Here is a 15,212-nt window from a genome sequence, read left to right as displayed (position 1 = left end):
CATCCATGCTATTTTCTGGGAAGTCCGTGTTAGCCCCCGGCAGGGAGCCCGCCCTACCTTTGTTGCCGTAAGGTATCGGCCGAATCACCTGTAAGCAGTAGGCAACCAATTCCTCTTTTTCCACACCAACTAAAATGCAGCACGTAAAAGGAGTTACCGTCTTCGCCCTCTTCCTGATGGGGCTGAGCGGTTGCAGGGAAAACTTCATTGATCGGCAGGTTCAGGCCACACGCGCCGATCAGGTCGTTCTAAATCCTCCCCCGAACGGGATCGGAGGCTACAATTCCAATCCGGGCGGGCAGCCCCTGGCGCACCCTACGATTACCCGCCAGACGTTCATTCCCGAATACGGTCTGTGGGCACACACCAAATGCCACACCTGGAGGATCGAGTGGCCGGTCTACCCGGCCGGGACCGACCCCAACCAGATTCCGACGGTGTTTACGCTGTCGAACGGCGCGCTCAACAGTTTCGATTTCCTGAACGGCCGGCCGGCGGCCACGACCTACAAGACCCATTTCAATCTGTACCACAACGCCCAGATCGAAATGTCCAGAACGATGTGGAGCGAACTGACCTACACGTTTGAGTCCGGGGATGCGATGGAAACCACCTGGTTCAATCCCGCCTATCTCTCCCTCAAGACCCTCGAACATATGGTGAAAGAGCGCCCGGGTCTGTTTGAAACCTACTGGGTGGATAACAACCAGGAGCCTCCGGTGTACCAGCAGGGCGACCTGTTCCTTTTTAAGGTGATGAAACCGATGAACCAGTTCCAGTATGGCGGTATCCGCATCGTCTCCATGACACCCCGGATCATCGAGGTGTACCTGGCCGTACCGAACAACTGATCCGGCCCGACCATCTCCCCACCCGGTAGAACCTTTTTCCCGGAGCAGTATACCTGCTCCGGGTTGGGGAAGCTATGGCTTTTTTAGTCGGTCTTAACCAAAAAACTTCACACAATACTTCAATGAACAAGTGTTTTGCAAACCTTCTGAGGATGGCCTGCCTGGCGGGTCTGTTGCTTCGCCCGTTTCAATCGCCGGCGCAATGGTTATCGGCCGGCGGCAACCAGTACGTTCTTCCGACGGTGAAAGTTGGCGTCGGGACGGCGACTCCCCAGCGGAGCCTGGACGTACAGAATACCGTGGATACCTATCTGAGAGTCAGTTCGATAGGTGGTAATCAGTTAAACGACCAGACGGCCGGTATCGAACTGCGGAGAAGCCTGCTGAACGGCACGGCCACCCTCTGGTCGATCAGCAACGAAGAGACGTTCCGCATCCGGCACAACGGGTCCATGCTGTTCGCCATGACGCCCGGAACGGCCCGGCTGGGTATCAGCGCCGACCACCCGACCGTCTTCACGGTGTACGGAGCAAACGTTTCGAAATCAGGCAATTATGTGGCGGACGGTGCCCTGCGCCTTCACTCGAAGGTGGGGGATAACATTCACATGCTGGCCCTCGACGGCAACCAGATCGAAAGCAGCGACCCGCTGTACATCAATAACGATTCGGAACAGAACGTCCACCTCGCCAACGGCGGGGGCAAGGTGAAAGTCGGAACTACCGACAACGAAGCCCGGTTGAGCGTCGCTTCGGAGAGTGATATGCAGCTTAAACTCATCAATCCGGGTGGGGGCGGAGCGGCCTGGCGCATCGGGGTAGCCAACAGCAGCTGGGGGGCCGGGGCCGGTAAGCTGGTTTTTTCCAAAACCGCCAGTTCCAACGAGGCAACGATGGTGATTACGCCCAACGGAAACGTCGGCATCGGCCTCACGGCCCCCTCCAAAACGTTACAGGTCAACGGAACCACCTCGACCAAAGTCCTCGAAATCACCGGCGGGGCCGACCTCGCCGAACACTTCGACATCGAGGGGGGCGAAACGCTGCTGCCGGGTACGGTGGTCAGTATCGATCCGGAAAAACCGGGTCACCTGCGGGTGGCCCGGCAGGCGTACGACAGAACGGTGGCCGGTATCGTGAGCGGGGCGGGCGACGTGCAGCCGGGGATGCTGATGGGGCAGGCCGGAACGCTCGCCGACGGGCAACACCCTGTGGCGCTGACGGGGCGGGTGTATTGCCGGGTCGACGCCCGGTATGGAGCCATCCGGCCGGGCGATCTGCTCACGACGTCGCCCACGGCGGGTCATGCCATGAAGGCGTCGGACCGCAGTCAGGCTCAGGGAGCCATTCTCGGCAAAGCCATGACGGCGCTGGAGAAGGGCACGGGGCTGGTGCTGGTACTGGTTAGTCTTCAGTGAGATACATTAACCCAGCAGCCACTGTGAAAGCAATCAATCTTTTCCTCGTCGGTCTGATCTGCCTGCTCGGCAGTTCGGCGGAGGCTCAGAAAATGGTGCCGCATTCCTTCCGATATACGGGCGATCCGCCGGGCCGCGATCACCTGCGGTTCCTGACGCAGGTGACGCAACCCCACACGACGTTTCTTCGGCTGTACTTCGCCGGTACGGAACTGGGTGAAAACAGCTATCTGGTGCTGGAAGGCAGCGACGGCGCCCGGCAGGAGCTGAGAAAGCAGGATCTCCGGGACTGGCACTACAGCTCGGCGTACTTCAACGGTCAATCGGTGAACGTATCGCTGTTTGCCGCTGCCGGCGACCGCAATACCGTGCGTCTTTCTGACGTCAGGATTACAGACGAGCGGGCACGAAGCGCCCGACAGGCTGCGGGAAACCCCGGCCTTTCGGCCCGAACCGTGACCTCCACTGCGACGAACCTTACGGAAACGCATCCGTATGCCAAAGCCGTGGGCCGGTTTACCAACGGGACGCACGCGTACGGCACGGGCTGGATTGCCCCCAACGGGTCCATCGTGACGTCCTGGAATATGTACGACCACTATTTCAGCCAGACCGACCCCTATGACGTCATCGAGTTCAACGTGCCGCCCTCGGTCGGCGGCACGGTCATGCACCCTGCGCCCCAGGACCAGTATCCTTTGAAAAATCGGACGCTGCCCCGGTCGGGTTCCCTGTACTTCAAAGCCGAACCCTACCTTTCATCCTGGTTCTTTTATTACGGCTGGGTGGTTTTTGAACCGCTGCCCAACGGCACCGGCCTGCGGCCCGGCGAACGCCAGCAGGAATATTTCCGCATCGCGACCAACCCCGGCAATTTCGCCATCGACGCGAAGGGGAACGGGGGCATACCGGTGGATATTTTCCATTATGGAGCCGACGGCGCCGTTCTGGAAGGCACTACTACATACAAAACCCTGCAACTGACGCAGACCTCTCTGTTGGAGCAGAACGAACACCTGACCACCCTGAAAAACGGTGACCGTGACCGGTTTATGATCTATGAAACCCCGTCGTTTTCGGGCGACATGGGCGGCCCCGTCACCTACCAGGGGTCGAACGTAGCGATTGGCGTTCACAACCAATCCAGTGTCACCAAATCCACTTTCGGCGAGCCGGATATTGCCCTGCCGGGTTACGGGCTGGGGTTTCAGGACGAAGCGTTTCGGGACGAGGTGGCCAGGTTTTATCAGGCTAAATCCGCCTACGTCGACGCGGAAGGATTGTATGACCAGCCCACCGGCGAAATTCATAAGCCCTACCGGACCCTGCAGCAGGCCGCCCAGCACGCGCCCAGCGATTATACGGTCTATATCGCCCGGGGTACCTATTCGGGCGCAGTCACCTTCAACCGGCCCCTGACGCTGCGGGCGCCCGTGGGCAGGGTGATTATAGGATCGTCGAATGGGGGGGCGCGGAAAGCGGCTGAGTCCTCCATCGCCCGGAATAGGGCTTTGGCTGAAACCCTGGGTGCTCACGAGCGGCCCGAAAGTGCGGAAACGGCGGAGAAGGTGCGGGCATACCCCAACCCCTTCCGGGAGAAAACCGACATAACCTACCGGTTTGAGGAGAGAGGGCCCGTGTCGGTGCGCATCCTCAACACGGCCGGCGTGCCCGTCGCCACGCTTACTCCGAACCAGGCGGCAACGGGTCGGACCGGGGTGCAATGGAACGGCACCGACCAGAACGGCACACCGCTTCCGGCCGGGCTCTATCTGGTACAGGTCAACGACGGAACGCAGACCTTTACCACCAAACTGCTGAAGCTGTAAACCGGGCAGGAGAGAGCCGGGTAGTTCCGGCTTTCTCCTGCCTTTTCCTGTTGGTAGCCTCCTAACCGTCATCCCCTGTACGCGATCCCGATGAATGTCGAAGTGAGAAAATTGACACAGGAAGACGCGGAGCCGTTCCTTGATCTGATTCACCTGTTCCGGGACGTTTTGGAAACCGGCCCGGAAGCCGGAGTCCGGCCCGAACATCGGCAACGCCTGCTGGAACGGGCTGATTTTATGGTGTTTGTCGCCCGGCTGGATCATCAGGTCGTTGGGGGCTTGACGGCCTACGTTTTAATGCAAATTCATTCGGAAAAGCCGGTTGTCTATTTATATGATATAGCGGTTCATCCCACCTGGCAGGGGCAGGGGATCGGGACGGAATTACTCCGGCAACTGATGCAATACTGCGGCCGTCTGGGTATGGAGGAGCTGTTTGTACAGGCGGATCAGGAGGATACGCAGGCTATTGACTTTTACCGGACCACGGGCGGTGCGGCAAGGCAGGTGATCCATTTTACGTATCCGCTGAATGGATCACACGGACAATTTTAGTGATCGGAAATGTTTTTTGCGAAGCGGAAAAGGGCCGCGTTCCTGTCCGGCTTCTCCAGTTCGGCGGAAAGGCCTGAAGAGATTTTTATCGATAGAAAAGGAATACCATGGAACGAAGAGAGTTTCTGCGGAAGAACGGAGAGCTGTTCCTCTCCCTGCCGTTTTTAGCCGCAACCCGGCCCGACTTTTCCCTCCGTCCCGGGCTGGCGGAGTATGAATCGTACGCCTTCACGATCGGGAAGTTCAAATGCCGGGTTTTCAAGGACCAGATGTTCAAATACCTGGGGAAGGATTACTTCATAAACGTCCCGGACGAGGAGGTGAGCCGGGCGCTGGAACGATATCAGCAGAAACCCGACAACATCCCGTCTCCGTTTGTTTCCATGCTGATAGAGAACGGCTCGGATAAGATTCTGATTGATACCGGCATCGGGTATTCCCGGGAACCGATCACATTCCGGGGGAAATCCTACCAGTTTCAGGGCCGGCTGCTGGAAATTCTGGCCCGGGAAGGCGTTCGTCCCGAAGAAATTACCACCCTCGTTCTGACGCATTTCCATCCGGACCATATCGGCGGGGTATACAGTGATGCCGGAACCCCAAATTTTCCCAAAGCCAGAGTGGTGCTGCACGAAGCGGAGTGGGATTTCTGGCGCTCCGACCGGTCGGCGGGCCAGTCACCGATGTTCTACCTCTTCATCAGGAACAACATCGAGCCCCTGAATAAGGGGAATCTGGAACTTCTCCGGGGGCAGGAAGCCGAAATCTCTCCGGGTGTAACGGCTATCCGGATTCCCGGGCATACGCCCGGACAGATTGCCGTCCGGCTGGCGTCGGAGGGGAAGGGCCTGATCTATATTTCGGATGCGTTTCTGCATCCGCTCCACATCGAACATCTCGACTGGCAGACCAATTATGACCTGGACCATGCCGAAGCGCGGAAGTCCAGAAGCCGGCTGCTGTCTCTCGCTGCGGAAGCCGGCCTTCCCATTCAGGCTTTCCATTTCGAATTTCCGGGCATCGGCCGGGCCGAAAAAGCAGGCAATGGATGGAAGTGGGCGTCCGCCAAAATCTGAGGACCGGCCTCCGGGTAACGGCAGGTGGGCAGGAGCCGAAAGCCTCAGAACCGCAATTCTCAAGGAGCCACTTGGGGAATTGCCGCCATTGCCGTACTTTTGGGGCATCCAGCGCAGGAATGCGTCCGGTCCCGTAGCTCAGTTGGATAGAGCAACTGCCTTCTAAGCAGTCGGTCTTTGGTTCGAGTCCAAACGGGATCGCGATTGATCAAGGCAGGCGGCTCTAAACGATTGATTTAGGCACCTGCCTTTTTTCTTTTTTACATTTCCTAAAACTTCTGGTTGTAGCCCAGCCGCACGACCTGCGTTTCGTAGTAGTCGGTGCTGGTATAACGGAACCCGTTCCCCTTCACCTCGCGCCGGAGCACGAGCGTATTGGCGATGTCGGTGCCGTTCAGAAATACTTCCCCCTTGCCCTGCCGGAGGACCTTTTTCAGCCCCACATCCACCGAGAAGCGGGCGTCGACGCGCCCCTGCGGGATCAGATCGGGGGCAAGATACTGGGCCGTGAACTGCGCTTCCACCTGCCGGGGTAATCGGAAGAGTCCGTTCAGTTTGATGTTCCCCGAAAACAACTGCTGCCGGATCGCCGAAAAGGGGCTGGTGACCGGATACCGGTTGACGACGCTGAAGGCGTCGATGGTGTTCCGGTAACCGTTCAGGTTCAGGTTCAGCGTCCCCCACCTGGCCGGACTATGGGACAGCACGACCTCCACACCCGTACTGCGGCTGTTGCCCGCGTTCTGGAACACGTTGTAAATGAGCGTACTGTTAGGGACTACCGTGCCGATACGGGCGATGGTAGCCTGCATTTCCTTGTGATAGAGGGCCGAGTACAGGTAACCCCCCGCCCAGTTGGTCCGGTAGCCCAGTTCGTAGGAAGTGGTGAACTGCGGACGAAGACCGGGATTGCCCACCTTGATGATTTCGGCATCGTCATATTTCGGGAAGATCCGGATGTCCACCTCATTGGGCCGGTCGACCCGGCGGTTGTAGAAGAACGAAAGCCGGTTGTTGTCGCTTACCTTATAACTCAGCCGCAGATTCGGAAACGGCTGCGCGTACTGATAGCCGTCGCTTTTATAGGTGTTGTGATTGGGATTGACCTCATACCGCAAATCGACATACTCCAGCCGCAGCCCCGCTTCAACTTCCAGATTCCTGGTCTCGATGACGTAGTTGCCATACAGGGCCGGAATCACCTCCGTATAGGTGGCCCGCCCACCCGCATCGACGTCTAAGGGCGAGTTCAACCCCGGAAAAAACTGCATGTTCGTCGGAATCCACCGACGGCGAAATTTGGCGCCGGTCTCCAGCCGGCCGTAACGCAGCGGCTGCACGTAGTCGACGGTCAGATCAGCCACGTTTTCGTCGGAAAGCAGCTTGAAGGAATCGCGGCCGGTGAAGGTCGGCAGGATGTTGTCGAAGAAGTACTTTTCGTCTTCACGGTGAAAGGTGTAATTCAGCCCCACATTCAGCAATCGGCCGGGTTGTCTGAATTTGTGCTGCCAGGCGATGGTTGCCGTCACGGTCGTTTTGAGTTCATCTTCCAGAAACTGCCAAAGCCGCAGCCGCTCCGACAGACTGCCGTCGAAAAAGGGCTCGTCGCCCCGATCAAGGATTTTTTCACTGCTGAACAGGCCGGAAACCGTCAGCGTGTTTTGGTCGTCGAAAAACCAGTCAAGACCGCCTTTGCCGGTGACGATGTTGGTATTGCGGTTGCGCTTCAATTGCTGACGAACGACCTGCCCGTCGGGATAGAAGCGGTCGGTGAACTCGTTTTTATTCAGTGTTTGGGTGTAGAGGTTATCCCCCTGAAAAAACAGGTTGAGCTTATTTTTTCGGTAATTGAGTGAAATAGAGGGGTTGAGCTTCGGCGTAGCCCGGTACTGCGGACGGATGGTCGGGTAGTTATCGCGCCGGACCCAGAGCGCTCCCAGGCCCACCGACATTCCGACCTTGCCGTTGAAGCCTGATTTTTGCTCTTTTTTGTAGATAATATTGATGATCCCGGCGTTGCCGTTGGCGTCGAACTTTGCGGAGGGGTTATTGATGATCTCGATCCGGTCGACGGCCGAGGCCGGAAGACTGGCCAGCCCCGATTGGCCGCCGATACCGGTCAATGCCGTTTGCCGCCCGTCGATCAGGACCATGACGCGGTCGCTGCCGCGCAGCAGCACCTGCCCTTCGCCACCGACGGTGATGCCCGGCAGGTTTTTCATGGCTTCCAGCACCGACCCGCCGGCCTGGCTGAGGTTCTCGGCCAGCGTAAAGGTTTTCTTGTCCATGGCCTGAGCTACCGCTTCGGCCTGGGCCGTAACGACCACCTCGCTCAGCTGGGTGGTTTCTTCGGTTAGTTCAATCGTACCGAGGTTCAGAAAATCACTGGCCCGACCGACCAGCACCGGCTGAAGCCGGGTTTTGTATCCGACCAGCGTAATACGCAGGCGGTACTCGCCGGGTTGGACGGGGCCAACCGAAAACAGCCCCTCTTCGTTGGTGATACCACCGGCTGCAAAGACACTGTCCGCGGAGGAAAGCAGGGTCAGGGTGACGTAGGGCAGCACAATCCTGGAATGGGCGTCGCGCACCGACCCGGAAAGCGTTACGTTGCCCGTCTGGGCCAGAACGGCCCCGGCCGGCAGAAGAAGGAGTAGAGAAAAGAAGGCGCGCATTCGGGTCGACAGTGGCTGGTAAATAAACGAAACTGCGCCGACTTTTAGGATGTCTCATTCCCGGCTGTTCCCCCTTTGACTGGTAATTTTCCTGCCGACCGGCCTCAAACGGTCCGTTGCAGGCCGTGTTTCCCGGTTTTTGGACCAAACCGCAGAAAAAAACTTTTTAAAATTTTTTAGGAATGTCGGTCAAATCCACTACCTTTCAAACGTATAACACTGTGACGTTCATATAAATAATGGATCCCTTTCTCATATTTCTGGCCGAAGACGATGAAGATGATGCCGAAATTTATCTGGAGTACCTGAAGAAAACGTTCCCCCTCGCGAAAGTCAGGCTGTTCAACAACGGAAAGGAACTGGTCGAAGCCCTGGACACTTCCAGTCTGGAGCCGGACTTTGCCATTCTGGACATCAACATGCCGATCATGAACGGCATTGATGCGCTGGCCGAACTGCGGGCCCAGCCGGCCACCCGGGATCTGCCGGTATATATGCTGACTTCCTCGGACTTCGATCAGCACATCGAGCGGTGCCACCAGCTGGGTCTGACCACCTATTTCGTCAAACCCTTCCGCGTCGTAGACATCAACCGCACCTTCGGGCTGATCCGGACGCAATGGTTGAACCGGCGCCCGCTGATCCGTTCTTAATCCAAAGCGTCGGGCGCTTTCAGGGCAGCCAGTTCGGCCTCGCGCTGCAGCCGCTCGGTCTTCCCGGCGATCTCTTCTTTTTTCCAGTGACGGATCTGTTCCTGAGCGTGCTCCTCCACTACCCGGGCCCGCTCGATCATCCCCAGGAGTTCTTCTTTCGTTATGGCTGGCTTTTCCATAAATTTTTGTAAAATATCTTTGCAAATAAGAAAATTTTTGTAAAATAATTCTGCCGGTTTCAGAGAATTGAGTAAGCGGTATCCCGGGGGCGGAGCGGCTGCCGGATGCGTTTCAGCGGCCGGAAAAATAGCATTGCGGTTATACGGTTTCCTTCCCTATCTTTGGATTCGACAGTTCTTCGATTCCTTTCACCATTCCAAAGCCTGTTTTCGATGAAAAAAGCACTCATTCTCTGCTGTCTGTTGTGGGGCGGCCATACCCGGGCGCAGCACCAGCTGACCAAAATCTGGGAGAGCGATTCCACCCTGGCGACCCCCGAATCCGTTCTGGCGGATAAGGATGTACTGTATGTTTCGCTGATCGACGGCAACCCCTGGGATACCGATGGGAAAGGCGGAATCGCCAAGGTCGGCAAGAACGGTAAAATCATGAACGCATCCTGGGTCAGCGGTCTGCACGCGCCGAAAGGCATGGGCATCTCGAACGGCAAAATGTACGTCGCCGACGTTTCGGATGTGGTGGTGGTCGATGTGGCCTCCGGGAAAGTTCAGAAAAAGATTCCCATCGAAGGGGCCACCGGCCTGAACGACGTGACCATCGACGGCAAAGGAGCGGTATATGTGTCCGACAGCAAAATGGGCAATGTCCACCAGATCACCGGCGACAAGCCCACCCTGTTCCTCAGCAATCTGAAAGGCGTCAACGGCCTGAAGGCGGTAGGGTCCGACCTGTACGTTCTGACGGCGAAGGAGATCTATAAAGTCGGGGCCGACAAGAAGCAGGAGGTGCTCGGCAGCCTGGAGTTCGGAGGGGACGGCATCGAGCCGGTCGGTCAGGGTGATTTCATCGTAACCAGCTGGGTCGGCGTGGTGTATTACCTCGGCCGGGACGGCAAGACGCAGACCCTGCTGGATACCCGTTCGCAGAAAAAGAATACCGCCGACATCGGCTACGACCCGGCCCAGCGGATCATCTATGTACCGACGTTCATGGCCAGATCCGTTGCCGCTTACCGGCTGGATTAAGGACAGCGGCCGGTTTTACTCCATCGGTTTTCGAATATTCCATGTTCAGGTCCCTGCCCGGCAAAGGCAGGGACTTTTTGTTTTCGGGTGGGCGCAAACCCCGTTTATTCCCCGGAAACCGGGTCTTTTTCGACCGTTCCCTAAGCGGAGGTCATAAAAATTCGGTTCCTGAGCAGGAATGGTTAACTTGGCAACTGTTAATCAGATTCTTACGGGCCGCAACGTTCCGAATTTTCGGCATCCGGAGAATCCCGGCCTTCCGGTTTTTTGGTCACCCAATTCGGTGATCTGGCGTCAAAACCGGACGAAGTCCGAATGATTTCCGGGCTTTATTCTGTTTCAGGTTCACGATGAAGTGCTGTCGAACCCTACCTCTGTTACTGATCGGCTTTTTGCTCCTGACCGGGTCCTCCCGGGCGCAGATCGTCCTGACGCCCCCTTTCAACTTCGATCGGGCGACGGATCGCGTCTATGTGGACAGCCTCCTGAATAAAACCCGCGAACGGATTTCAGATCTGAACCACTTCCGTCCCTCGCCGGTCGTCGATTCCGCCCGGCTGGAATATCTCCATTTCCTGGCCTACGTCCTGTACAGCGGCTCCCGCTACCGCGACAGCTCACTGACGGCTACGAACCAGCTGATTCGGCTGGCCGAACAGAAAAAGAACATCAAATACCAGATCAAGGGCCTGCTGCTGGCCGAGCGGTATTACCGGGTGTCCAGAAACAGTCCGCCCGAGTCGATCCGGATCAACTACCGCCTGCTGTCCCTGGTGGAAACCGATCCGGCCCAGTATGACCGTTTCCGGTGGCGCATCTACCGCAATCTCGGCAGCGTGAGCATGATGCTCGATGAATACGAGGAGGCCGCCACCTATTACGGAAAGGGCATCGAATGGTTCGACAAGGACCCCGCCGGTGATTTCATCAACCGGGCCGACCTGCACCGCAACCTGGCCAATGCCTTCCTGCACCGCAGCCGGCTGGAGGAAGCCGAAAAGCAATACCTGACGGCCTGGCAGGTGCTGCACCGCGAACCGGCCCCGCTCTCCAACAAAGCCTACCTGTCCAACGACCTCGGACAGCTCTATCAGAGACAGAAAAAACCGGCCCTCGCCATCCCGTACCTGAAGCAGTCGGTGAGTCTCTGGGGCCAGCTGAAAGCGCCCATGCCGCAGTCGGACGCGCTGGCCGACCTGGCCGCGGCCTACCTGGACATTCAGCAGTACGACGAAGCCATCGCGGCCGCCCGCCAGGCCCTCGATAAAAACAGCCGGGTTCATATTACGATTCTGACGGCCTATTCGGTGCTGGTCCGGGCCCACGAACAGCTCCAGGACTGGAAAAACGCCTTCGAGTACCAGCGCCTGTTTCTCCAGAAAAAACAGGAGCAGCAACTGGCTCTGAACCAGAGCGAAAGTCTCAAACAAAAAGCTCTCCTCGAACGGCAGCGGCTCGAACTGGCCTTCGAACAGGAGCGGCTGCTGCAGCAGGAACGGTACCAGACGCTGGCCAAACAGGCCGAAATCGACCGGCTGAACAGCATCAACCGGACCAATGAACTGCTGAACCGGGAACAGACCAGCGCCCTGCGGTATCAGCTGGAGAAACAGCAGCTGAAAACCGCGGCCATGCAGAAGCAGGCCCGGCAGCAGGCCATGATCCGGCACCTGAAAATCGACCAGCTGAATATGGGAATCAACGCCCAGAAAAAACAGCGCAACCTGCTGGTCGCGGGTCTGGTGGTGATCAGCCTCCTGGGGCTTCTGCTGCTGTATTACAGCCTTCGCCTGCGTCGGACCAACCGGGCGCTGCGGACCAAAAACCGGGAGATCGAAATGGCCCTGATCAAAGGGCAGACCATCGAACGCAAACGGGTCGCTTCCGAACTGCACGACCGGGTCAGCAGCCTCCTGGGCGCTACCAAGATGACCTTCCAGACGATGGACGCCGACCATCTGCCCCCGCGCGAAAAGACGCTTTACCAGAATAGCCTCGAATTGCTCGACGACGCCCTGACGCAGATCCGGCAGCTTTCCCACAACCTGATCCCCGAGCAACTGCTGCATCAGGACTTCGAAACGGTTCTGCAAAACCTGGTGGTCAAGCTCAACATGGCCGGCCGGACCAGCTTCTCCCTTTCCGCCGATCGGATCGGGGAACTGCCGCTGCCCGAATCCGTCCGGTTCAATCTGTACGTCATCTGCCTGGAGCTGTGTACGAACATCCTGCGGCACTCGCAGGCCACCCAGGCCCAGATCCGGCTGGAACGGGACGACGAATGGCTCTCGGTACAGGTCTTCGACAACGGCATCGGCCTTACCGATCAGAACCGCAACGGCATGGGACTGAAAAACATCCGGGAAAGGGCCACGGCTATCGGCGCGCAGCTCTGGTTCGAGCCCGACCTGCCTTCCGGCACTCAGGTCAGCATCCTGCTTCCCCTTACCGCTTTAATAAACCACGGCTGAGGGAATACTTCATCAGACCCAGCGAGGTGGTGATCCCCAGCTTCTGATAGATCCGTTTCCGGTGTGTTTCCACCGTGTTGAAGGAAATGAACAGCCGCTCCGCAATCTGATTGCTCGAAAGCTCGTCCAGAATCAGACCGGCCACTTCCAGCTCGCGATCCGTCAACGGAGTTTCCGGATAACCCGATGCCTGGACCGGAACCGGGCCGAGGGTAAAAATCCGGCTGTCGATGTGGGTGCGGCCTTCGGCAATCGCCAGAACGGCTTCGAATAACTCCGCTTTGTCGGCGGTCTTGGTCATAAACCCTTTGGCACCCGCCCGCATCGCCTTCCCGACCAGATCGGGGTCGGTGGAACCCGACAGCACCAGCACCGCCAGCCCGGGATACCGGCTCTGCAGGAAGGGGATCAGTTCGATCACGTCGACCGACGGAATAATCAGGTCGGTAACGAGCACGTCCACGGGTGGTTCTCCTTCCAGAACGGACAGCAGCGAGGGCTTGTCGGAAGCCATCCCCACCACCTGAAACTGGGGGGACGTACTGAGCAGATTGGCAAAACTTTCAAGGACGACCCGGTGATCGTCGAGCAGGGCAATGTTGTAGGTTTTCATTACGGGCCAGATAGAGGTAGATCGGTTCCTAAAAATCGCGATTTTCCCTCAAATATCTACCCGGTGATTGATTGAACGGTCGTGGAAGGTGTTGAATACTAGTTATATACGTTGACAAGCGGCAAAACCTGAAAATGGGGTCGGACCTTCCCGACCCCAAAAACCGCTTCCTGTGCTATTTCCTGAACCGAAGCTGGTTGGCAATGTTCTGAGAAACGGTTTTGCCCTGATGCAGACTCACCTCGCAGGTCTTCCGGTAGTGAAGGCCCGCATACACCCGGGATAAACCGACCTCCACCACGGCCTTCTCGAACGAATCGAAATCCCGCGGGGCAAACCCCAGGTATTGATAGGAGTTGTCCCGGAACCGGTAATTTTCTCCGAACGACTGCCCGAGCGCGTGGGCGGCCGCAGCCGACAGCACCGTATGGCCGGAGGGGTATTCCGGGTGGTTGGGCGTCGGGAACAGCGTGTTCCAGTCGGCCTGGTTCATCACCGTGCGGATGTAGGTGATGGGCCGCACTGCGTTGTAGGTATACTTCGACTTGAACAGGCTGATGCAGGCGTCCGACATGGCGAGGCCCAGGCGGGCGTAGGCCGTGGCCGCCTGCCCCAGGTTGCTGCGCTCTTTCAGGAGAATCTGGTGCAGGATGGCGTGCCAGTGGCCCCCGCCCAGACTTTTTCCGTCGGGCGAATCGGCCCAGAACAGGGCGATCGTCTTCTGCTCGTCGGTAAGTTTTTTTGACAGGTCATAGACCTCCTTCACCTGCGCATAGTAGGGTGAGGCCGGGTCTTTCGAGAAGGGTGTCGGGGCGCCCGGATCGGCGCCCGCGTCGCTGCCTTTGACCAGCGGCCGGTTTTTACCCCAGTTCGGGAAGGCGGCCGCAGCATTCGCCGGGGGCGTCGGAACCCAGAGTCCGTCGCCGGTCGGTGGGGTATAGGGCGTCGTGTTGTCGTTGCCGTCGGTTTTGGCCCAATCCAGCACGGCTGCGGCAATCTGTTTCCCGAAGGTTTCCGACCGGGCCAGTTCCTCGTTCGTCCGAACCTTCCGGTACTCGTTCAGCAGCGCCGTTTCGAGCGAATCCATCGAGGCTTTGTTGGCGGCCGACGTGGTCGTGAAGAAAGCCCGGCTCATGGCCGCAAAAGCCGCGTTGGCGCAGGCCGGCCAGTAATAGCTCTCCTTCTGATCCGGTTTGGGAAGGGCCGGAAGGCCGTTCAGCTTCGGCGCAATCGACTGATACGCGGGCAGGCCCGGAACGAGGGATTCATACACGGCGATGCCGGAATAGGCAAACCGACGGGCCGCCACCAGCGGAGAGGCCGGGGTGGTCTGCGTCAGCCGCAGTTGCAGATTCAGCCAGGAGGTGACGACCTCGGCCGGGTAGGCCGACGGGTCGGCCGGAGTAGGTGAATCAATGGGGTGGTCCTGACAGGACGCAGCCAGTAAGCCGGTGAGCATCAGGCCGATGCCGAACCGCATTCGAATCTTTTTCATGGAATGGATAGGATAAAAATGATTTCGATGCAAAGGTCCGAATGGGCAGGGTCCGGAAAATCACCGGATTCGGCGAATTCGATTCACGGAATCCGGTGATTTTTATCGTTTCGGCGGTCCCTACTTTTGCAGAGTATTAGGGAAAGTGAACTGATTACAAATTGTACAGAGGTTAGGGTTAAAAACCGGTCCGGATTCGGACCGGTTTTTTTGTGGTTCAACCGAATAAAGAAGAAGATTGAGGGGGCTGTCCCAAATTCGACGGTAATTGTCCAGATCGAGCAATAACTGTTTGATTGTTAGCGATATATTTGGCGCCTGATCCTGCCGTTATCGTCTTTTCGTTCCGACCCGGAGTACCTGTCAGGACC

General features: G+C 57.8%; 12 protein-coding genes and 1 tRNA gene. 9 read left to right on the top strand and 4 right to left on the bottom strand.

Annotated features, from left to right (window positions below):
- Window positions 1-134 precede the first annotated feature (134 nt).
- The 6 genes from DX909_RS11185 (at window position 135) to DX909_RS11160 (ending at window position 5,930) form a co-directional block, all read left to right on the top strand.
- A complete protein-coding gene (locus DX909_RS11185) occupies window positions 135-851 on the top strand; it encodes a hypothetical protein (protein WP_128545259.1) in 717 nt (238 codons plus the stop codon).
- A gap of 152 nt (window positions 852-1,003) precedes the next feature.
- A complete protein-coding gene (locus DX909_RS11180) occupies window positions 1,004-2,269 on the top strand; it encodes a hypothetical protein (RefSeq protein ID WP_229311014.1) in 1,266 nt (421 codons plus the stop codon).
- Window positions 2,270-2,292: 23 nt separating this feature from the next.
- Complete coding sequence (locus DX909_RS11175; RefSeq protein ID WP_128545257.1) at window positions 2,293-4,098, top strand: T9SS type A sorting domain-containing protein; 1,806 nt, start codon at window positions 2,293-2,295, stop codon at window positions 4,096-4,098.
- A gap of 90 nt (window positions 4,099-4,188) precedes the next feature.
- The gene (locus DX909_RS11170) at window positions 4,189-4,653 is read left to right on the top strand and encodes a GNAT family N-acetyltransferase (protein ID WP_128545256.1); all 465 of its coding nucleotides are present in this window, start codon (window positions 4,189-4,191) and stop codon (window positions 4,651-4,653) included.
- A 107-nt stretch (window positions 4,654-4,760) separates the two neighbouring features.
- The gene (locus tag DX909_RS11165) at window positions 4,761-5,729 is read left to right on the top strand and encodes an MBL fold metallo-hydrolase (protein WP_128545255.1); all 969 of its coding nucleotides are present in this window, start codon (window positions 4,761-4,763) and stop codon (window positions 5,727-5,729) included.
- Between the two features lie 127 nt (window positions 5,730-5,856).
- Window positions 5,857-5,930 (top strand) — tRNA-Arg (locus DX909_RS11160).
- A gap of 68 nt (window positions 5,931-5,998) precedes the next feature.
- Here the strand turns inward: DX909_RS11160 and DX909_RS11155 are convergent.
- The gene (locus DX909_RS11155; protein ID WP_128545254.1) at window positions 5,999-8,404 is read right to left on the bottom strand and encodes a TonB-dependent receptor; all 2,406 of its coding nucleotides are present in this window, start codon (window positions 8,402-8,404) and stop codon (window positions 5,999-6,001) included.
- A 239-nt stretch (window positions 8,405-8,643) separates the two neighbouring features.
- Here DX909_RS11155 and DX909_RS11150 point away from each other — a divergent pair, with 239 nt between their 5' ends.
- Window positions 8,644-9,057 (top strand): response regulator, encoded by a 414-nt coding sequence (locus DX909_RS11150; RefSeq protein ID WP_128545253.1) that lies wholly within the window; start codon window positions 8,644-8,646, stop codon window positions 9,055-9,057.
- Here DX909_RS11150 and DX909_RS11145 read toward each other — a convergent pair.
- Window positions 9,054-9,236, bottom strand: coding sequence for a hypothetical protein (locus DX909_RS11145; protein WP_128545252.1), 183 nt, complete (start codon window positions 9,234-9,236; stop codon window positions 9,054-9,056). The genes DX909_RS11150 and DX909_RS11145 overlap by 4 nt on opposite strands.
- A 213-nt stretch (window positions 9,237-9,449) precedes the next feature.
- Between DX909_RS11145 and DX909_RS11140 the strand changes: the two genes are divergently transcribed.
- Entirely contained in the window at window positions 9,450-10,262 is an 813-nt protein-coding gene (locus DX909_RS11140; RefSeq protein ID WP_128545251.1) for an ATP-binding protein, read from the top strand.
- A gap of 350 nt (window positions 10,263-10,612) precedes the next feature.
- On the top strand, window positions 10,613-12,733 hold the full coding sequence (locus DX909_RS11135; RefSeq protein ID WP_128545250.1) for a tetratricopeptide repeat-containing sensor histidine kinase: 2,121 nt from the start codon (window positions 10,613-10,615) through the stop codon (window positions 12,731-12,733).
- Here the strand turns inward: DX909_RS11135 and DX909_RS11130 are convergent.
- A complete protein-coding gene (locus DX909_RS11130; protein ID WP_128545249.1) occupies window positions 12,708-13,346 on the bottom strand; it encodes a response regulator in 639 nt (212 codons plus the stop codon). The two genes, DX909_RS11135 and DX909_RS11130, sit on opposite strands and share 26 nt — an antisense overlap.
- Window positions 13,347-13,521: 175 nt before the next feature.
- Entirely contained in the window at window positions 13,522-14,841 is a 1,320-nt protein-coding gene (locus tag DX909_RS11125; RefSeq protein ID WP_164851259.1) for a vanadium-dependent haloperoxidase, read from the bottom strand.
- Window positions 14,842-15,212: the final 371 nt, after the last annotated feature.

Source organism: Larkinella soli, from assembly GCF_003703975.1.
Lineage (GTDB): Bacteria > Bacteroidota > Bacteroidia > Cytophagales > Spirosomataceae > Larkinella > Larkinella soli.
Note: the sequence above shows the minus strand (reverse complement) of the source record. Positions and strands in the feature narration are given on the sequence as shown.

Bases quoted from the DNA above. Each gene is read 5' to 3' on its own strand.
- DX909_RS11165 (WP_128545255.1), top strand. From the start codon at position 4,761: ATGGAACGAAGAGAGTTTCTGCGGAAGAACGGAGAGCTGTTCCTCTCC.
- DX909_RS11140 (WP_128545251.1), top strand. From the start codon at position 9,450: ATGAAAAAAGCACTCATTCTCTGCTGTCTGTTGTGGGGCGGCCATACC.
- DX909_RS11135 (WP_128545250.1), top strand. From the start codon at position 10,613: ATGAAGTGCTGTCGAACCCTACCTCTGTTACTGATCGGCTTTTTGCTC.
- DX909_RS11185 (WP_128545259.1), top strand. From the start codon at position 135: ATGCAGCACGTAAAAGGAGTTACCGTCTTCGCCCTCTTCCTGATGGGG.
- DX909_RS11125 (WP_164851259.1), bottom strand. From the start codon at position 14,841: ATGAAAAAGATTCGAATGCGGTTCGGCATCGGCCTGATGCTCACCGGC.
- DX909_RS11150 (WP_128545253.1), top strand. From the start codon at position 8,644: ATGGATCCCTTTCTCATATTTCTGGCCGAAGACGATGAAGATGATGCC.
- DX909_RS11155 (WP_128545254.1), bottom strand. From the start codon at position 8,404: ATGCGCGCCTTCTTTTCTCTACTCCTTCTTCTGCCGGCCGGGGCCGTT.
- DX909_RS11170 (WP_128545256.1), top strand. From the start codon at position 4,189: ATGAATGTCGAAGTGAGAAAATTGACACAGGAAGACGCGGAGCCGTTC.
- DX909_RS11180 (WP_229311014.1), top strand. From the start codon at position 1,004: ATGGCCTGCCTGGCGGGTCTGTTGCTTCGCCCGTTTCAATCGCCGGCG.
- DX909_RS11145 (WP_128545252.1), bottom strand. From the start codon at position 9,236: ATGGAAAAGCCAGCCATAACGAAAGAAGAACTCCTGGGGATGATCGAG.
- DX909_RS11130 (WP_128545249.1), bottom strand. From the start codon at position 13,346: ATGAAAACCTACAACATTGCCCTGCTCGACGATCACCGGGTCGTCCTT.